Raw genomic sequence first — 19,898 nt, forward strand, 5'->3', positions numbered from 1 at the left:
TACCATAAGCCAGAACATAACCGACAATAGAACCAAAGTTTTTATTTTTTGATGAATTTTTACTTTTCGATGAACTTTCACTTTTAAATGAAATAGTAAAAGGCGTTTTTTTTAAACCCTGCGGAGATGAAATAAGGGATATCAGCATCTATCTTGATATCATTTACCATCCCATCACCACGATAAAAAACAAATGCATCAGCGACAAATGGATAAACTCTTTCCGATTCTGGTGATATAGAACTTTTAATACCACAAACAAAGTCCACCAAGTATTTGACCATATTAATCCCAGAGGTCATGAAAATCTGTTGAGCAGCTCTGGCACCCGCTATGCGTAAATTGATTTCAACTAATACAGGCCCACGAGAAGTATAAATAAACTCTACATTTATTGCGCCACCTCGTAATCCCAAAACAGTTACCCACTCTTTAATAAGCTTACAAACCATTGTAAACTCAAATTCAGGCAGCTCAGCAGGATGAGATAAACCTATCATACACAGGTCATCGTCAGGAGAAACAAAAATTCTATTGATACCAATTACATGCCATTCATCATGACTATAAATTAATTCCGCGCCATAAAAATTTCCTTGCAGGAACTCTTCTATCAAGAATTCCTCATTGACTTTTCCAAGCATCGACATTGTGCCATTAGATGAAATTTCTGAAATTACATGGAGGTAATCATCTAGAGATTTACAAAGTGATACTCCATAAGCCCCCGCATCACGAAGTGGCTTAATAACAAACGGAAAAGGAACTTTAGGATTTTCTGGAATATTATTATAAGAAAAAACCTCGTAGGTCGGTTGTTCATAACCATGTTGTGCCAGAATATCCCTAACATTCTTCTTACTAAATGCGTTCCTCAAACCATTTATATCCGGGTGAGGTAAACCAAATTCTAACGCCACTTCAGACGCCACAATCATAAAATCATCATAACAGCCCAAGATCGCGGCAATAGGAATGCAGATATCTTTAATTAAATTAATGATATCTGTACTACTTCTCGTATCTAAATAATAAACATTATCAAATAATTCCGTCTTCAAATCATCATATAATCCTTTATTCATCGATTCCATTGACGTAAACAATACAGGAGAAAACCCTAAATTTCTAATATAATCAATCGCTGAGCATTCAACCGGTCTTGCTTCAATAAAAATAAAAACGCCCATATCCACCCCATCATCAGTTAACAATTATTATTTTATACCCATTTTATTCACTCTTTAAATTATCTATTTTTATTAATAAATAAAATTTTCATCAAAATTAAGACAACCTAATCATCATGTATAGTTCCAACTAAGGTGACTTTCAAATACAAAATAGTCAAAATACAACCAGATTCATCTCTTTAATATATAACCAATTCAATAATAATAGAAATTTTTCCATAAAAAACAATTTTATTGTCAAGATAAAATATTTATTCATTTTTTTAATAAGGAAATAAACAATTATTCCATTTTAATAATTAGTTTTATTTGACATATCAGACTTTGTATACTTTTATTAATACTACATTGATTTACGGATATTTTTTAGTTAATGGAATAAATTGTTTAAATTAATTTATTATTCCCAAATCTTCTTCTTATATATTTTCATTTATAGGAGTATTTATGTCATCTCATGAAGTTAGAAAAACAGTATTCAGCCCTTCCCCGTGGGAAAATAAAATGGGATATTCAAGAGGAAAAAGAGTTGGCAATCAAATCTTTATTGCAGGATGTGTCGCCTCAGATGGTGATGGAAATGTTATGGGAGAAAATGCTTACGAACAAACTCTATTTATCATAGAAAAAATTGAGAAATATTTAAAAGAACTTGGTGCAGAACTGACTGATGTTGTCAGCACAGTAACACATTTAACAGATTTCCAACATTTTGATGATTATTGTCGAGCATTTAATGAGAAATTTGGCGATATACGGCCGGTCAATACCACCATTGCCGTTAAATCGATGGTGAAGCCAGAACATTATGTTGAAATTACAACTATTGCCATCGACAGCAAATAGTTAAATTAAAGAATAATACCAATGGTAATTGATCTACCTGGAGGCTTGGCATGAATAAAATTAACGTGCTCCCCGGCTCTACTCTTAATGGGGAAATAGTCATACCATCATCTAAGCCTCATATCCAAAGAGCGCTACTATTAGCACTGTTGAATGAAGAAACAACTACCGTAAATAATATATCGTGGTGTACCGAAACAGAAGATCTCCTTATTGCTTTACAACAATTTGGGCTGCAAATTCTGGACAGAGGTAAAAATCACATCATATTGAAAGGAGCACGTCCAATATATCATTGTAATGGGATTATTAATGCTAATGGCTCTGGTATGTTATTTAGAATCAGCGTCGCTTTGGCCTCACTGACGGAAAAAGAAGTTTATATAAAATGCAATGATTCACTGTTTAACAGAGAAAGCCTATATGATGAATCATTTTTTTCATACCTAAATGTACTTGCAGAAAAGCAAAAAGAAAATATCGTCATGGTTTCCAAGAGAATATATCCATCACAGTCACCATTAAACTTCAATAAGAGCACCCAATTCCTGTCATTCTCTCTTTTGGTTTCACCATTTATTAAAGGAAAAAGTCTTATCATTAACAACAACGGTGAAATTAAGAATGGATATGTCGATATAACAACTAACATGATGGCGTTACTGGGGAGCAAAATCACCCGCATAGGCAGTACATTTATTTCAACTGAATATCAATCAAAGGATATTACTATTAATATCCCTTCGGATTTCACATCACTAAGCTACATTGCTTCATCAATATTAAGTATTAATCGACCAAGCAAAGTCACCATAAAAAGTTATTATCTTGGGAATACCATTAACGAAAGAGTACTATTTGACATATATAAAAAATTTGGTATGAATTTAAACTATAATCCAATTAAGAATGAACTTAATATCAGCCTGGAGGGGAAATATAACGCCATTACAGATGAAATCCATTTAAATGAACTCCCTTCCGTTGCCACTAATATCATCGCGGCGGCGATTAATGGTAATGGGGATATCACATTTTCCGGTCTTAATGCTATAAATAATCATAAATGCCAACGGGCATTTATTATCAACGAAAACATACGCATGATGGGAGGCAAAAGTTATTTAATTTTTAATGATACTGGGGCTTTCAACAAAATAAGGATTAACGGTAACGGGCCATTAAACGGAGGCGTTGAAATATTTAGCTACTATGATCATCGGATTTGCGCATCCAATATTATTGCATCATTAGGGGCAAGAGAACGAACAACCGTTAATCATATACATAAATTAGATGATGGTTTTCCTGGATTTATCCAATCCTTAAATTCTCTCGGGGCTAGAATAAGTTAGCTAACAGTATAATAAGCGAGATAAAAATATGAAGTATTATGGTAATAATCATCCGCCATTTATCGAAATAAATAAAACTAAATCACTAAATGGTTCAATAACTTTACCTGCCTCAAAAAGTTCTTCAACTCGCGCCATTCTGACTGCATCATTAACGGAAGGTACAAGTAAAATAAATAACATGGCATCAGGGAACAATACAACAGCAATGAAATTAAACTGTTCCCGTTTAGGAGCATCATTTAATAGTGATATTACAGGAACAATCGTAGAAGGTACAGATATCAGAAAGATTGATAAAAAAATCATCTTCAACCCAAATAATTCTGGCGTTGTGTTACGACTATTAATGGGTGTATCCGGTTATTTACCTGATACTGAATTTATTACAGAATACCGTCACTCCCTGGGTACACGTTCACAATCAGAAATGGTCAATGCACTCAAATTACTCAATATTCAGTGTACCGCCGTTGGGCCAGATTCACTTTTACCAATAAGCATAAAATCAAACAGAAATATCGGTAATTACACTGAGATTTCATGCAGAAAAAGCTCTCAATTCCTGAGTGGACTACTTTACTTAGGCGCTATCAGTGAACGAGATCTACAAATAAAAGTCACCGACACAATTACCGCGCCATCGATGGTTCACACGACAATTAATAATTTGCGCAAAGCCGGCATCAATATTGAATATGACGATAAATTCCGCAATTTCTTTACCACAGGAAAAAGTCGATTTATCCCATCAGAATTTAGCGTCGGCGCTGATCCCGCCAGCACGGCAGCGATCCTTGCACTTTGCGCCTCACTGAATTCTGACGTCACCCTAAACGGTTTCTTTGAGGAAGAATTAGGTAACGGCGCGGTAGTGGATTATTTAATTAACAGTGGAACGAAAATCAGCTTTATCAGAGAAGATTGTCTCAATATTCGCTCTGGCGGCCCCCTGAAAGCACAGGATTTCGATGGTTCACTGGCGCCAGATGCGGTACCTGCACTTGCTGCATTAGCTGCGTTTGCCGATGGTAAAAGCGTTTTCTATAACATTGAGCATATCCGCTATAAAGAATCAGATAGAATTTCCGATTTTCGGCGAGAATTAGACAAAATAGGAATTAGATCAGAAGAAAAGCTAGATCAATTAATTATTTATGGTAATCCATATGGATATAAAGGCGGTGTTATTGTTGATGGTCATTACGATCATGGATTAATCATGGCGCTCACAACAATAGGTTTACATTGTGATGAGCCACTTATTATTAGTGAGCCATATCATGTTGGTCAAACCTATCCAGAATATTTCGCTGAAATATCCACATTGGGCGCCAACGTGAATGAATTAAAATATTCTGGCCCTATACCAGAAGATATTTAAATATCATTGATAACTCTTAACCAAAGGAATTCACTATGTGTGGAATTGGTGGTATTTTTAATACAGAAAACAGGCTTATTGATGATATTGAGAATAAGCTACATACTATAATGTCAAAAATAGCACATCGAGGTGATTCATCTCGGTTTAATGAAAAGGTTGTCAGAAATAATTTTGCAATCGCAACCAACAGACTGGCGATTGTCGAACGTGATTCAGCCTATCAACCCATATCAAATCAGGAACATGATCTTCATCTTGTGCTGAATGGTCAAATTTATAATTATAAGTCTCTTCGAAATGAATTAATTAAACAAGGCTACCAATTTAAAAATGGTGGCGACGCAGAAGTTGCCCTAATCGCCTACATTCGCTATGGCAAGTCATTTATTAAAAAGTTAGATGGAATGTTTAGTTTTATTCTATTTGATAATAAGAATAATAAATTCTTCTTAGGAAGAGATCACGTCGGCATAAAACCACTCTATTACACCCAAAAAGAGGGTAGCTGGTATGTAGCATCAGAAATAAAATCATTGATCGAGTTTAATTCAGAAATTAAACCCGTTGAACCCGGTTCAATTTTCGACGGCTTTACCAGTGAAAAATATATTAGCTACGACACAAATATTTCCGCAAGCAACGATAACTTCGAACAGGCAAAAGAAAAAGTCTATTCACTTTTAGATAATGCCGTCAAAAAGAGGGTTGATACAGATCTACCTATATCAATCATGTTTAGCGGCGGTATAGATAGTACCATTGTGCTCTATCTTGCACACAAATATCACCACAATGTTACAGCAATTTCATTTGGATTACCCGGCTCAAAAGATATTGAAATTGCCCAAAGATATTGTTCTGAGAATAAGATAAAACACATTATCTATACCTTTACTCAGGAAGAATTAATTAATAACATCCAAGATGCTATCTATTATGGTGAATTTTTCGAACAAATTGATGCAATTGATTCGAATATTGCTCACTTTGGTTATTATATCGCTAACCGCCTCGGCTTTAAAATCGCTCTATGTGGAGAAGGCAGTGATGAAATTTTTGCTGGCTACGATCTATTTAAGACATATCCCGATCCCCATTATCTCTCCCTATATAGATTAAATAATCTTCATAGAACTGATTTACAAAGAGTCGATCGGGCAAGCATGAGAAATACGGTTGAAGCACGAGTTCCCTTTATGGATTCAGCATTGGTTCCTTATGTTTTAAGTCTGGATTTTTCTTACAAACTCAATAACGGAGTAGAAAAACATATTTTACGTGAAGCATTCAGAGGAAAAATACCCGAATATATCATTGACAGACCCAAAATAAGAATGCCAGATGGCAGTGGGGTAAAAAATACTATCATAGATTACATTAAAGATATTAAATGCGATCTACCAAAGAGCGTTGTTGACAACCTTAATACTATCGGCTTAACCAGCCAAAGCACTCTCTATTTCGCTGAAAAATATCTCTCTCTAGGCTATCCACTACCAAAGGAGCGTTTCAAAGAATCTGGTAAAGATTTTTCAGAATCAGGTTACTTTAATTTCATATCATAATTTCAACATTGTGTGAGACTGTAATTTAAATTATGTTGATTGCTGCATTGTTTATCCTACTAACAATGCAGCTATTTGGGAAAATAGAATTTCTTATTTACATCACTTAACATCTAACTGGAACTCAATATCCTTTTTTAAAAAATCATAATCAATAATTTCAACTCTCTTATTTTTTGACATAATGATTCCTTTCTCATTCAAACTCTTAATAGCCCTATTTAATTGCCTAACTGAAACACCTAAAATAGATGCTAAGTCTTCCCTTCTCTCTAATATCTGTACAAATCCATTTCTTTTCGAATTATAATAAAGAAATCGCTTTAATTTATCCTCAACAGTCAAAAATACTCCCGACCGAAACAAAAATGACTCGAAAAGCTTATTACTGAGTTGTTTACAAACAAATTCAAGAAATCCAGGAGCCGTTAAGCCAAATGTTTTCACCGTCTCTAACGGTATTGATAGAAGTACTGACTGCTCCTGAGCAAAAATAGTATTAATTATGTTATTCTCTTGGGAATGAAAAAGCTCTAAATCTCCAATAAGAAAAAGAGGAGTAGCAAAGGCAAAAACAAAGAATTTGCCATTAACATTATAAAACTCAACCTTAAGTTTCCCCTCAACCAAAATATAGAGATGAGTAAAATTCGATGACTGATGCGTAAGATAAGCATTTTTCTTAACATCAACCACATCCAACTTTTGCATAAATTCTAATGGAAAAATGCTATCAAGATGATATTTATCAATATAATTTTTCAGCTTCCTCTGTTTATCCAGACACATATTTAATCCACTATATCTTAAATCACATCATAACTAAGTATATTTAAATATTTCCGATCTTTCCATTTATTCTCCATAAATTTCCCCACTAAAATATTTACAGATTACAGATTACAGATTACAGATTTAATATAAACTTTTCCAATTATATATAAAGATGAATAAAATGCAATTTTTCACTACGATAATCTCACTATTTCCTTTTCCAATCGATTTTTCAATTCATTACTACAAAAGGAAGCCTGTAATGCATTAAAATTTGTTTCAATAAAATCACTATATTGCCAACCAAAATATCGATTAATCCTCAAATATTCTTCACATAAAGTTATATTTGCAACTGTCCGGGCATCCGTATTAATCCCAATATTGACACCAATCTCTTTTAAAAGATTAACTGGATGGTTTTCATAGATATCATAAATATCGCAAACAATATTACATGTCGGACATATTTCTAAATGTATATTTCTTTCTATAATAAGATCAATAACATCTCGATCTTCAATGCTTCTGACACCATGTCCTATACGAGAGATATTTAATTTATTAATAGTCTCACGTACACTCTCAGCCCCTTTCGCTTCGCCTGCATGTGCAATAACATTTCCACCACTTTCCAACACCATTCTAAACGCCTTCAAATGCGCATTGAGTGGATATCTTGCCTCATCGGCAGCAAGATCAAGAGCAACAACACCATATTTAACATATTCATTGACTAGATATGCAGTTCTCAAACTTTGATCTTCTGAAAAATGCCGCAATGTACACAATATTAAACCGGCTGCTATACCATATTTAATTGAAGAACTTTTCATTGCCTCCAAAACAATTTCCACAATATCACAGTCACTTAACCCTAAACGAAGATGCAGTAAAGGGGCAAATCTAACCTCAGCATAGACTACGTTATCGCTTTTTAATTGTATGAAAAGATCTTCTACAGCATCGGCTATGACGTCCCTTTTTTGTAACAAATCTAATGAAGGGGTAATCTTATTTAAAAAATCACCTAAATCATGACATTTTTCAGAGGCAATATATTTTTCAAAAAACGACTTCTGGGTAATATCAGGAATAAGTTTTTTAACGAAATAATAGCTCAACCCAGTATCAAGATGTGTATGTAACTCCACCTTTCTCAGTAAATCAGGATTAAAATTCATCTTTTATCCGCCTATATGATTAAAATTATGATAATAATGCAAATAATTTATTCTTAAATACTCTACCTTTGATTTTAGTCACCACAGTCATATTATGGGGATGATTGAGAAGATCGGTTGAATCAATAACTAAATGCCCATATGAACGTACACTTTGATATTCAACATAACCATACGCCTCTAACTTATCCTCTATCATTTCATTCGAATATAAAGCAATAGCCATTGTTATAGGATCAGGCAGATCAAACCCTTTTCTATTCGTCCTTCCCGCATTAAATTCAACCAATGTTCTATTACAGTTCACTGCAAACTGACCAAGATCACCTAAAGAATTTAATTTATCCATATCGAATTCATCAATAAAAGCCTCTTCCATACCTAGCTCCCATCCACAAAATATAAGAGGCAATCCAGAATTCAATACTATATGTGCTGCTTCAGCATCAACATAAATATTGAATTCAGCTAACGGTGTAATATTACCTGGCTTCATCCCTGACCCACCCATAATATAAATCATTTTGACAAATTTATATAAATCTGGCTCTTTCAAGACAGCCATTGCAATATTTGTCAACGGCCCCAAAGTGATTATTTCTATCTCACCGGGGAATTTTTTTACGATATCAATAATTGCATCTACTGCATGTTTATCCTCTGCTATTAGTGGAGACTCTGGTAAATTCATATTACCCATACCATCTTTCCCGTGAATATGATATGAAGCATAATGTTCTCTAAATAATGGCTTTCCCATTCCTTCATATACCGGAGGAATATATGTTCCTGCTTTTTCAATACTAACTAACGCATTTTTCCTACATTGAGCAACAGCACAATTACCGGCAACAATGGTGATACCCTCAATAAAAACTGATGGCTCACGAAGCGCCATCAGTAATGCAACTGCATCATCAGAAGCCGTATCTGTATCAATAATGAAATGTCTCATAGACTACCTCCCTTATCATGTTTCTTACATTAGGCTATAAACTCCACCCAAAAAAAGTCACATGACCTTTTTTCAAAATCAAGAAACAATGTGCATAGAGATATATAACGAGTATGTGATCTATTTCACAATATATCCGTCATCTTTCAAGTTGCCTCTTTGTTGGCTACGCTCACTCACCCCGGTCACATAGTTTTCTATGCTCCCGCGGATTCGCTCCCTTCGTCGCGATCCATCTTGAAATCCATTGGGTATATACCGTCAATAAATCATTTGAAGTTATGGGTTATAAATAATACATACATGCAAAATATAAAGAAAAAATAGCTGCCTAAGATAGACAATTAACGTCTTTCATTAAGTTTATCTATTTAAAATTATACTCAAATATGAACGAGAAAAAGGAAAAGAAGGTAACAAAGGCAACATCATTTGCATAATTTCTGGAGCCGTCTCGAAAAAACTGACAAAAAACGCCTAAATTTACCTTAAAAAGCGCTTCCTTGACATATTTTCCACATTTTCTCCATTTTTTAGCCTATCCTCACTGTCTAAACTAATAGATGTGATTAAACCGATATTTCAGTCGGACATAATCAAGTAATACCTTGGCCTTGCGTTTGAGAGAATGTCGAAGAAATGAATCAAAATAATAAACGCCGTACCCTTATTTTCCGTGCAACATTAGCCGCCATTGCCATCGCTGCGGCCATATTTTTTTGGTATCAATTTAAAACACCTCAACAATTTAGCTCATCGGATCAACCTTCTGGTTTAAAGCATCACCCGTTACCCCCGGTTCAAATTGCCACGGCAAAAGAGCAGGCGGTCCCTCGCTTTCTGACCGGGCTTGGCACCATTCAAGCCGCCAATACCGCCACAGTAACCAGCCGGGTTGAAGGTCAGCTCATCGCTTTGCACTTTCAGGAAGGTCAACAAATTAAACAAGGGGATTTACTGGCGGAAATTGATCCACGCCCTTTTCAGGTTCAGCTAGCACAAGCCAAAGGCCAACTGGCTAAAGATGAGGCAATATTGGCGAATGCCCGTCAAGATCTCAATCGCTACCAGAAATTGGCAAACACTCACCTGATTTCCCAACAAGAAATGGATAATCAACGTGCGCTTGTCCGCCAACACGAGGCCAGTCTAAAAGTTGATCAAGCAGCAATTGATAGCGCAAAACTTCAACTCACTTACAGCCGTATTACGGCGCCTATTTCCGGTAAAGTGGGCTTGAAGCAGATCGATGTAGGAAATTTTATCTCTAGTGGCAACAACTCTCCTATTGTGGTGATTACTCAAACCGATCCGGTAGATGTGCTGTTTTCACTCCCTGAAAACGATATCAATGCTGTTTTACAAGCTCAGAAAGCGAATCGCAACGTCGTTGTTAGCGCCTGGGATCGCAATAACCAGCAACAACTTGCCGAAGGAAAATTACTGAGCATTGATAATCAAATTGATGCCGCTACCGGCACAATTAAGCTGAAAGCCCGTTTTTCCAATCAAGATAGCGTCTTATTCCCAAATCAGTTCGTTAATGTCCGTATTAAAGTCGATACACTGGAAAACGCAGTGGTAATCCCAAATGCTGCTTTGCAAATGGGTAATGAAGGGAATTTTGTCTGGATGTTAGGCAAAGAGAATAAAGTCAGCAAACATCTGGTCACGGTCAAATTGCAGGATACAAAACGCGTTGTTATCAGTACCGGCTTGGCAGCAGGTGATAAAGTGGTCACAGATGGTATCGATCGCCTGACAGATGGCGCTAAAGTGGATATTGTCACACCGATAGTAAATAACCCTCAACCGCAAAAACACGACAAAGCGGAGAATTCCTGATGCAGGTAAGCTCCCTAATCCCAGGAGGCGGACCATCACGCCTGTTCATCTTGCGACCCGTTGCCACCACGCTGTTTATGGCAGCAATTCTGCTGGCAGGTATTATCGGCTATCGCATGCTGCCGGTGTCTGCATTACCGGAAGTGGACTATCCCACTATTCAGGTTGTCACACTCTACCCCGGCGCAAGCCCCGATGTGATGACTTCGGCAGTCACCGCACCACTGGAACGCCAACTCGGGCAAATGTCCGGTCTTAAACAGATGGCATCCCAAAGTTCCGGCGGGGCTTCCGTTATCACATTACAATTCCAACTGACTTTGCCGTTAGATGTCGCCGAGCAGGAAGTGCAGGCAGCCATTAACGCAGCCAGTAATTTACTGCCGAATGACCTTCCTTACCCTCCTATTTACAGCAAGGTTAACCCCGCTGATCCGCCTATTTTAATGCTGGCGGTCACCTCCGACGCAATGCCAATGACACAGATTCAAGATATGGTGGAAACCCGTATCGCACAGAAAATTTCCCAAATCAACGGTGTAGGATTGGTGACACTCGCCGGCGGCCAGCGACCAGCCGTCAGAGTGAAGTTAAACGCTCAAGCAGTCGCGGCACAGGGATTGGATAGCGAAACGATCCGCACTGCAATCAACAACGCTAACGTTAACTCCGCCAAAGGCAGCCTTGATGGTCCGACCCGTTCCGTCACGCTTTCAGCTAACGATCAAATGAAATCAGTCAATGATTACCGCAACTTGATCGTTGCCTATAAAAACGGATCGCCGGTACGGTTACAAGATGTCGCAACCATTGAACAAGGCGCTGAAAACACCAAACTCGGTGCATGGTCAAATAACAAACAAGCCATTGTGATTAATGTTCAGCGCCAGCCCGGCGCCAATGTCATTGAAACCACAGATAATATTCGTCAGATGTTGCCGGAACTCATCAGCAGCTTGCCTAAATCCGTCGAGATGAAAATCTTGACTGACCGCACAACAACCATTCGTGCTTCTGTGAAAGATGTTCAGTTTGAACTGTTACTAGCAATTGCACTGGTTGTTATGGTGATTTACCTGTTTTTACGTAACGGTATTGCAACACTCATTCCCAGTATCGCCGTTCCTCTTTCACTGATTGGTACATTCGCAGTGATGTATTTCTGCGGTTTCTCCGTCAATAACCTGACGCTAATGGCGCTCACCATTGCCACCGGTTTTGTCGTAGACGATGCCATTGTGGTGATTGAAAATATCTCTCGTTATATAGAACAAGGCGAGAAACCGATGACAGCAGCATTGAAAGGTGCGGGTGAAATCGGTTTTACCATTATCTCCCTGACTTTCTCTTTGATTGCGGTGCTAATCCCGCTGCTTTTTATGGGCGATATCGTTGGCCGCCTGTTTCGTGAGTTTGCGATTACCCTAGCCGTGGCAATTCTGATTTCAGCCATTGTCTCGCTGACATTAACCCCCATGATGTGCGCTCGAATACTGAAACCAGAATCACAGGTAAAACACAATCGTTTCGAACAAGCCAGTGAACGCTTTTTTGAACAAATGATCGCTGGTTATACCGTATGGCTAAAAAGAGCGCTGAACCACCCGTGGATCACATTCGGCATCGCCCTAAGCACATTGGCGCTAACTGTCCTGCTTTATCTGGTGATTCCAAAAGGATTTTTTCCATCGCAAGACAATGGGCTGATTCAGGGAACACTTGAAGCGCCGCAATCCATTTCCTTTGCTGCAATGGTAGATAAACAGCAGCAAGTTTCATCTTTATTACTGCAAGACCCGGCAGTAGAAAATATCGCCACCTTTGTCGGTATTGATGGCAGTAACCCAACATTGAATAACGGGAGACTGCAAATCACACTAAAACCACTGAATCAGCGTGATGACAGAATCGTTGACATTATTCCGCGTTTGCAGGAAAAAGTTGCCGCTATACCCGGCATAAAGCTCTATCTGCAACCGATACAAGATTTGACGATTGACACTCAGGTTACCCGTACCCAATACCAATTCACTTTGCAGGCAACCTCTCTCGATGAACTGAGTATCTGGGTGCCCAAATTGCTGGCTGAATTAAAACAGAGAGCAGAACTGGTTGATATCAGCAGCGACTGGCAAGATCAAGGGCTAATTGCTTACGTTAAAGTAGACCGAGACACTGCCAGCCGATTGGGTATCTCAATGGCCGCTATAGATAACGCACTCTACAACGCATTCGGCCAGCGGCTAATTTCAACCATTTATACCCAGGCTAATCAATATCGGATCATCTTGGAACATGATGTAACATCGACTCCAGGGCTGGCAGCATTTGATAATATCCGCCTTAATGGAACTGACGGCCACATCGTACCTCTCAGAGCCATTGCGACTATTGAACAACGATTTGGCCCACTGGCAATCAATCATCTTGCTCAATTTCCCTCAGCGACATTTTCTTTCAACGTTGCCGAGGATGCTTCTCTCGAACAGGCGGTCAATGCTGTTCGTAATGCAGCACAATTGATCAAAATGCCCAAAGACATTTCTACCCAATTTCAGGGAACAACGCTGGCATTTGAAAGCGCACTGGGCAATACATTGTGGCTAATCGCGGCTGCTATTATCGCTATGTATATCGTGCTAGGCATATTGTATGAAAGCTTCATCCACCCGGTAACAATCCTTTCCACGTTGCCGACAGCGGGAGTGGGTGCACTATTAGCGCTGATGATGGCAGGTCAGGAACTGGATGTCATTGCGATCATCGGCATTATCTTGTTGATAGGTATTGTGAAGAAAAATGCCATCATGATGATCGATTTCGCGCTGGCGGCAGAACGCGAACAGGGATTATCGCCTTACGAAGCCATCTATCAAGCGTGTTTATTACGTTTCCGCCCGATTCTGATGACCACAATGGCAGCGTTGCTTGGAGCACTCCCCTTAATGCTCAGCACCGGTGTAGGCGCTGAATTACGTCGGCCTCTGGGTATCTGTATGGTAGGTGGACTGATTATGAGCCAGATCCTGACGTTGTTTACTACGCCGGTGATCTATTTACTGTTTGACCGGTTGGCACACTATCGCCGCAATCGCCAGCTATCAACCCCAGGCACTTCATCTATTGATCATCAGGAGCCGCGGTGAAATTTTTTGCCTTATTTATCCAACGTCCTGTCGCCACCACGCTATTGAGTTTAGCCATAACCCTATGTGGGGTATTGGGATTTACCTTGTTGCCGGTTTCTCCTTTGCCACAAGTGGATTTTCCGGTGATCTCCGTTTACGCCTCATTACCGGGCGCCTCACCGGAGACAATGGCCTCATCTGTCGCTACTCCGTTGGAGCATGCCTTAGGCCGAATTGCCGGAGTTAATGAAATGACGTCCAGTAGCTCCCTTGGCAATACCGATATCACACTTGAATTTGACCTTAATCGTGATATTAACAGCGCAGCAAGGGATGTACAGGCAGCACTGAATGCCGCTCAAAGTCTGTTGCCTTCAGGTATGCCGAGCAGACCGCATTATTACAAAGTCAATCCGTCTGACGCCCCGATTATGATCCTCACATTGACTTCTGATACCTATAATCAAGGGCAGCTTTATGATTTTGCCTCTACTCAACTGGCTCAGAAAATCGCCCAAGTTGAAGGCGTCAGTGAAGTCTCTGTTGGCGGAAGCTCATTACCGGCAGTCAGAGTTGAATTAAATCCTGGCGCTCTGTTTCATCAGGGAGTTTCGCTAGACGCGGTACGCAAAGCTATCAGCAATGCCAATGTTCGCCGTCCACAAGGATATGTGGATTCCGATCAGCAACACTGGCAAGTTCAAACGAATGACGAGTTAAAAACAGCCGAAAGCTATCGCCCAATCATCGTTCACTATAACAACGGTTCACCAGTGCGATTGCAGGATGTAGCAAATGTAAAAAATTCTGTTCAGAATGTCAGAGCAGCCGGAATGTCTGGCGGTGAACCAGCTATTTTGTTGATTATTCGCCGTGAAGCTGGCGCGAATATTATTGCCACAGTAAACCGTATCCGGGAACAATTACCTACATTACGTGAATCTATTCCTGCCAGTATTCAGCTTAAAGTTACCCAAGATCGCACACCAACGATTCGTGCTTCACTAGCAGAAGTAGAGCGTGCATTGGTGATTGCTATCGGGCTAGTCATTCTGGTGGTATTCCTGTTTTTGCGTTCCGGTCGCGCAACATTGATCCCGGCCATCGCGGTACCCGTTTCACTCATTGGCACCTTTACCGCCATGTATCTGTGCGGTTTCAGTTTGAACAATCTTTCTTTAATGGCGCTGACGGTTGCCACAGGATTTGTGGTGGATGATGCGATTGTGGTGCTGGAGAATATTTCCCGCCACCTTGAAGCAGGCATAAAACCTCTGCAAGCGGCACTACGTGGTGTCCGGGAGGTGGGTTTTACGGTCCTTTCGATGAGTATTTCACTGGTAGCCGTCTTTATCCCACTCCTACTCATGGATGGATTGGTTGGTCGGCTGTTCCGTGAATTTGCCATTACCTTAACCACCTCAATCGGCATCTCATTATTGGTTTCTCTAACACTAACGCCAATGATGTGCGCTCATTTACTAAAATCTCAGCTTCCCAAAGCACAGAAGAAAATACGGGGATTCGGTAAAGTTCTGCTGAAAATTCAGCAAATTTACGGACGCTCCCTGATGTGGGTTCTTAATCATAGCCGTTGGGTATTGTTAATTTTGGCTGGCATCATTGCTCTAAATGTTTGGCTCTACATCCATATCCCCAAAACTTTTTTCCCGGAACAGGATACCGGTCGGTTACTAGGGTTTGTTCGGGCAGACCAAAGTATCTCTTTCCAATCTATGCGTGAAAAAATGAAAAACTTCATGCAGACAATTAATGCAGATTCTACGGTAGACAGCGTTATCGGTTTTACCGGTGGTGGAAGGGTAAATAATGGCTTTATGTTTATCTCTCTGAAACCATTAAAAGAGCGTTCAGAAAGCGCTGAACAGGTTATTTCACGCCTGAGAATTAAACTTGCCAATGAACCGGGGGCAAATCTGTTTCTCATTCCGGTACAGGATATTAAGGCTGGCGGTCGCCAGGCTAATGCTAGCTATCAATTTACATTGCTGGCAGATGATCTAAACGATCTTCGCAAATGGGAACCTGTTATCCGTAAGGCATTAGGGCAATTGCCCCAACTGACCGACGTGAATTCGGATAAAGAGGATAAAGGGGCTGAAATGGCAATAACCTATGACCGCGATACCATGTCTCGTCTGGGAATCAATGTCAGTGAAGCCAATAGCCTGCTGAATAATGCTTTTGGTCAGCGACAAATATCCACTATTTATCAACCACTTAATCAGTACAAGGTTGTGATGGAAGTTGCACCAGAATATACACAGGATGTCAGCGCGCTGGAAAAAATGTTTGTGATTAACAATCAAGGAAAAGCTATTCCACTCTCCTATTTTGCCCATTGGCAACCGGCTAACGCTCCGCTAAGTGTCAATCATCAGGGGCTTTCTGCTGCTTCAACCATTGCTTTCAATATATCGGAAGGCTATACCCTCTCTGATGCTGTCAATGCAATTGAAAGAACCATGACCGAACTTAGTGTACCCTCGACAGTTCGCGGCACTTTTGCTGGTACCGCCCAGATTTTCCAGGAAACCCAGAAATCCCAATTATTCTTGATTCTGGCCGCCATTATTACCGTCTACCTGGTGCTAGGGATACTGTATGAAAGTTATATCCATCCATTGACTATTCTCTCTACCCTGCCTTCTGCCGGCATTGGCGCCCTGCTGGCATTGGAACTGTTTGACACACCATTCAGCCTGATAGCATTAATAGGCATCATGTTATTGATTGGTATCGTAAAAAAGAACGCCATTATTATGGTGGATTTTGCTATTGAAGCTCAACGTAACGGTAATATCCGCGCCCGTGATGCGATATTCCAAGCCAGCCTGTTACGTTTCCGTCCAATTCTGATGACCACACTGGCCGCCTTATTTGGTGCTCTGCCACTGGTTTTGAGTAGTGGCGACGGTGCGGAATTACGCCAACCCTTAGGAATAACCATTGTGGGTGGTTTGGTCATGAGCCAGCTTTTAACGCTATATACCACACCGGTTGTCTATCTCTGTTTTGATAGACTAAGGGAAAAGTGGCAACAACGGCGTTCCACCAGACAAATTATGGAGCCATTATGAAACCAGGCATCAGTGGTAAACTGTTTATGGCCATCTTCGCCACTTGTATGCTAGTGCTTATCACCATGCACTGGGGAGTAAGAAGCAGCTTCCAGCATGGTTTTATTGGTTACATCAGACAAAATATTCAGTTACGTACCGCTATGTTAGCCGAAGCACTGGCTGAACAATATCAACAATATGGTAGCTGGAAATTCTTAAAGAGGAGTGACCGGGTAATTTTTCAAATCATTCGTTCCATTGAACAAACCAGCGAAAGTTATCAAGGTCCACCTCCTCGCGGCTGGCGAACTCAATTTTGGGTAGTAGACAGTGATATGAAACTGCTGGTCGGTCATGAAGGTAGAATCCCGGCAGAGACCTATCGCAAACCAATCCTCTATCATCATCAAGTCGTTGGTTGGGTCATTGTCAGCACATCAGATAAAATTACCCGTCAAGCTGACATCAGTTTTGATCGCCAACAGCAACTGACAAGCTGGATCATCGCCGGTTTATCTACCTTGCTGGCAATCATAGCCACGCTATTATTGTCCCGCGGTATGTTAAAACCCGTTAAACGTTTGGTTGAAGGAACGCATAAACTGGCAGCCGGCGATTTCAGCGCCCGAGTCACACCATCAAGTAAAGATGAAATTGGTCAGCTTGCCCACAATTTTAACCAGCTCGCCAGTACCCTGGAAAAAAACGAGCAGATGCGTCGCGATTATATGGCAGATATTTCTCATGAACTGCGCACCCCCCTTTCTATATTGCGCGGTGAATTGGAAGCGTTACAGGATGGTGTTCACAAACCCACCCCAGAAACGCTCAATTCGTTATTGGCTGAAATTACCACATTGACCAAACTGGTTGATGATCTACACCAACTCTCTTTATCCGATCGCGGAGCGCTGGCATACCGGAAAGAATTTATCAATATCAGTGAGTTAATTCAGGCTGCTATTGCATCTTATCGTGGACGTTTCCTGGATAAACAAATCCAAATAGATGTTAAACTTCCTGAAACTATTATGGTGTTTGCTGACCCAAGCAGATTGACTCAGCTATTTCACAATTTACTGGAAAACAGTCTTCGCTATACCGCTGATAATGGAAAATTAATCATTAAAGGTTGTTCTAACGATCACCACTTCATTCTGAATTGGGAGGACAGTAAGCCCGGCTTGTCACCAGAGCAATGCCAACGAGTTTTTGAACGATTCTACCGTAGTGAATCCTCACGAAACCGTGCCAGTGGCGGATCAGGACTTGGGTTAGCTATTTGCTATAACATTGTTGAAGCACATGGCGGTACAATCCATGCCAAACCCTCACCTTTAGGTGGTTTGAGAATTATCGTAGAATTGCCGCTAACTAAATCCCTCGACGGCGAAACGTTATGAGTACAGAGTTTGAACAATATACTGTTTTGATTGTTGAAGATGAACCAAAGCTTGGTCAGTTGCTGGTTGATTACCTGCGGGCGGCTGATTACAAAACTCAGTGGCTACTGCGGGGTGATGAAGTTGTCTCCCACGTACAACAACATATTCCAGATATTATTTTGCTGGATCTGATGCTTCCAGGCTGTGATGGCATATCTATCTGTCGGGACATTCGCCGCTTCTCTGACGTACCGATTATTATGGTCACCGCCAAAACGGAAGAAATTGACCGTTTACTTGGATTGGAAATCGGGGCAGATGATTATATTTGTAAACCTTATAGTCCACGTGAAATTGTTGCGCGAGTTAAAACGATTCTTCGTCGTTGTTATCGACCACAAGATATTGTCAAGCAAAGCGATCTGCAAATTGACGAGGACTGTTTCCAAGCACGTTACCGCGATAAAATATTGGACTTAACCCCGGTTGAATTCCGGTTATTAAAAACGATGGCAAGTCGCCCAGGACAAGTATTTTCCCGCGATAAGTTACTGAATAATCTGTATGACGATCACCGAATCGTGACAGACCGTACTATTGATAGTCACATTAAAAACTTACGCCGTAAACTGGAACAATTGGACAACAGTAAAACATTCATTCGTTCTATTTATGGACTTGGTTACCGATGGGAAGCGGATATATGCCGTTTGTTATAACTGTCACATTTTAACTGAATTAAATTTCTCTCAACCTTTCACCGGTCAGAAATTCAGCTATATTAAAAATACTTACCTTTAATTGGAGGAATTTCTTATGGCTATAGGTCATTATGATCTTAAGAGAACAAAAAACAAGCAGTATTACTTCAATTTAAAAGCATCGAACGGTGAAGTTATCCTTACCAGTGAAATGTACACCACCAAGGCAGCAGCGAATAAAGGAATTCGTTCTGTCCAAGCAAATTCACCGGCAGAAAAAAAACTTCGAAATCAGAGAAAACAAATCTGGCAAGTCCTATTTCGTGCTGAAAGCGAGAAACTATCAAGTTATCGGCATCAGCGAATCTCACGATAATGAAGTCGCGGCCAAAAAAGGCATTCAATCTGCGATTAAACATGGCTCGAGCACCAATGTCCGAGATTTAACAAAGTCAGAATGATATTTTTTCATGATAAACCGCACCTTATCAGTTGAA

13 protein-coding genes and 1 pseudogene are annotated in these 19,898 nt (G+C 40.0%); 10 read left to right on the top strand and 4 right to left on the bottom strand.

Annotated features, from left to right (window positions below; all coding sequences use genetic code 11):
* Window positions 1–83: 83 nt before the first annotated feature.
* Window positions 84–1,190: an ATP-grasp domain-containing protein gene (locus C6H66_RS11350; protein WP_219847613.1), complete on the bottom strand. Its 1,107-nt coding sequence runs from the start codon at window positions 1,188–1,190 to the stop codon at window positions 84–86.
* Between the two features lie 450 nt (window positions 1,191–1,640).
* Between C6H66_RS11350 and C6H66_RS11355 the strand changes: the two genes are divergently transcribed.
* The 4 genes from C6H66_RS11355 to C6H66_RS11370 are packed head-to-tail and all read left to right on the top strand — an operon-like array spanning window position 1,641 to window position 6,346.
* Entirely contained in the window at window positions 1,641–2,039 is a 399-nt protein-coding gene (locus C6H66_RS11355) for a RidA family protein (RefSeq protein WP_036805111.1), read from the top strand.
* A gap of 50 nt (window positions 2,040–2,089) precedes the next feature.
* Window positions 2,090–3,394, top strand: a complete 1,305-nt coding sequence (locus tag C6H66_RS11360; RefSeq protein ID WP_105395639.1) for a 3-phosphoshikimate 1-carboxyvinyltransferase — start codon at window positions 2,090–2,092, stop codon at window positions 3,392–3,394.
* 28 nt (window positions 3,395–3,422) lie between these two features.
* A complete protein-coding gene (gene aroA, locus C6H66_RS11365) occupies window positions 3,423–4,778 on the top strand; it encodes a 3-phosphoshikimate 1-carboxyvinyltransferase (protein ID WP_105395640.1) in 1,356 nt (451 codons plus the stop codon).
* A gap of 35 nt (window positions 4,779–4,813) precedes the next feature.
* Window positions 4,814–6,346 carry an asparagine synthetase B family protein gene (locus C6H66_RS11370; protein ID WP_105395641.1) on the top strand — a complete coding sequence of 511 codons (1,533 nt, stop codon included), beginning with the start codon at window positions 4,814–4,816 and terminating at the stop codon, window positions 6,344–6,346.
* Window positions 6,347–6,448: 102 nt separating this feature from the next.
* Here the strand turns inward: C6H66_RS11370 and C6H66_RS11375 are convergent, their stop codons facing one another.
* The 3 genes from C6H66_RS11375 to C6H66_RS11385 all read right to left on the bottom strand — a co-directional run bounded on the left by C6H66_RS11375 (window position 6,449) and on the right by C6H66_RS11385 (window position 9,259).
* Window positions 6,449–7,135: a Crp/Fnr family transcriptional regulator gene (locus C6H66_RS11375; RefSeq protein ID WP_248000660.1), complete on the bottom strand. Its 687-nt coding sequence runs from the start codon at window positions 7,133–7,135 to the stop codon at window positions 6,449–6,451.
* 179 nt (window positions 7,136–7,314) lie between these two features.
* Window positions 7,315–8,304 carry an adenosine deaminase gene (gene add, locus C6H66_RS11380; RefSeq protein WP_105395642.1) on the bottom strand — a complete coding sequence of 330 codons (990 nt, stop codon included), beginning with the start codon at window positions 8,302–8,304 and terminating at the stop codon, window positions 7,315–7,317.
* 25 nt (window positions 8,305–8,329) lie between these two features.
* A complete protein-coding gene (locus tag C6H66_RS11385) occupies window positions 8,330–9,259 on the bottom strand; it encodes a nucleoside hydrolase (RefSeq protein ID WP_105395643.1) in 930 nt (309 codons plus the stop codon).
* Between the two features lie 639 nt (window positions 9,260–9,898).
* On the opposite strand from C6H66_RS11385, the gene C6H66_RS11390 reads away from it, so the two are divergent.
* The 6 genes and pseudogenes from C6H66_RS11390 to C6H66_RS11415 all read left to right on the top strand — a co-directional run bounded on the left by C6H66_RS11390 (window position 9,899) and on the right by C6H66_RS11415 (window position 19,862).
* The gene (locus C6H66_RS11390; protein WP_105395644.1) at window positions 9,899–11,104 is read left to right on the top strand and encodes an MdtA/MuxA family multidrug efflux RND transporter periplasmic adaptor subunit; all 1,206 of its coding nucleotides are present in this window, start codon (window positions 9,899–9,901) and stop codon (window positions 11,102–11,104) included.
* Entirely contained in the window at window positions 11,104–14,250 is a 3,147-nt protein-coding gene (locus C6H66_RS11395) for an MdtB/MuxB family multidrug efflux RND transporter permease subunit (RefSeq protein WP_105395645.1), read from the top strand. The genes C6H66_RS11390 and C6H66_RS11395 overlap by 1 nt, the downstream gene beginning before the upstream one ends.
* A complete protein-coding gene (gene mdtC / locus C6H66_RS11400; RefSeq protein WP_105395646.1) occupies window positions 14,247–17,333 on the top strand; it encodes a multidrug efflux RND transporter permease subunit MdtC in 3,087 nt (1,028 codons plus the stop codon). Before C6H66_RS11395 ends, mdtC begins: the two co-directional genes overlap by 4 nt.
* The gene (gene baeS, locus C6H66_RS11405; protein WP_046396930.1) at window positions 17,330–18,718 is read left to right on the top strand and encodes an envelope stress sensor histidine kinase BaeS; all 1,389 of its coding nucleotides are present in this window, start codon (window positions 17,330–17,332) and stop codon (window positions 18,716–18,718) included. Before mdtC ends, baeS begins: the two co-directional genes overlap by 4 nt.
* Window positions 18,715–19,419 (top strand): envelope stress response regulator BaeR, encoded by a 705-nt coding sequence (gene baeR / locus C6H66_RS11410; protein ID WP_046396929.1) that lies wholly within the window; start codon window positions 18,715–18,717, stop codon window positions 19,417–19,419. Before baeS ends, baeR begins: the two co-directional genes overlap by 4 nt.
* Window positions 19,420–19,516: 97 nt before the next feature.
* Window positions 19,517–19,862: pseudogene (locus C6H66_RS11415) on the top strand (YegP family protein).
* Window positions 19,863–19,898 lie beyond the last annotated feature (36 nt).

It is taken from the genome of Photorhabdus hindustanensis (assembly GCF_002968995.1).
Lineage (GTDB): Bacteria > Pseudomonadota > Gammaproteobacteria > Enterobacterales > Enterobacteriaceae > Photorhabdus > Photorhabdus akhurstii.

Excerpts from the sequence above, each read along its gene's own strand:
- C6H66_RS11395 (WP_105395645.1), top strand. The coding sequence starts at position 11,104 with ATGCAGGTAAGCTCCCTAATCCCAGGAGGCGGACCATCACGCCTGTTC.
- C6H66_RS11360 (WP_105395639.1), top strand. The coding sequence starts at position 2,090 with ATGAATAAAATTAACGTGCTCCCCGGCTCTACTCTTAATGGGGAAATA.
- C6H66_RS11355 (WP_036805111.1), top strand. The coding sequence starts at position 1,641 with ATGTCATCTCATGAAGTTAGAAAAACAGTATTCAGCCCTTCCCCGTGG.
- C6H66_RS11370 (WP_105395641.1), top strand. The coding sequence starts at position 4,814 with ATGTGTGGAATTGGTGGTATTTTTAATACAGAAAACAGGCTTATTGAT.
- baeS (WP_046396930.1), top strand. The coding sequence starts at position 17,330 with ATGAAACCAGGCATCAGTGGTAAACTGTTTATGGCCATCTTCGCCACT.
- add (WP_105395642.1), bottom strand. The coding sequence starts at position 8,304 with ATGAATTTTAATCCTGATTTACTGAGAAAGGTGGAGTTACATACACAT.
- C6H66_RS11385 (WP_105395643.1), bottom strand. The coding sequence starts at position 9,259 with ATGAGACATTTCATTATTGATACAGATACGGCTTCTGATGATGCAGTT.
- C6H66_RS11350 (WP_219847613.1), bottom strand. The coding sequence starts at position 1,190 with ATGGGCGTTTTTATTTTTATTGAAGCAAGACCGGTTGAATGCTCAGCG.
- C6H66_RS11375 (WP_248000660.1), bottom strand. The coding sequence starts at position 7,135 with ATGTGTCTGGATAAACAGAGGAAGCTGAAAAATTATATTGATAAATAT.
- C6H66_RS11390 (WP_105395644.1), top strand. The coding sequence starts at position 9,899 with ATGAATCAAAATAATAAACGCCGTACCCTTATTTTCCGTGCAACATTA.
- aroA (WP_105395640.1), top strand. The coding sequence starts at position 3,423 with ATGAAGTATTATGGTAATAATCATCCGCCATTTATCGAAATAAATAAA.
- baeR (WP_046396929.1), top strand. The coding sequence starts at position 18,715 with ATGAGTACAGAGTTTGAACAATATACTGTTTTGATTGTTGAAGATGAA.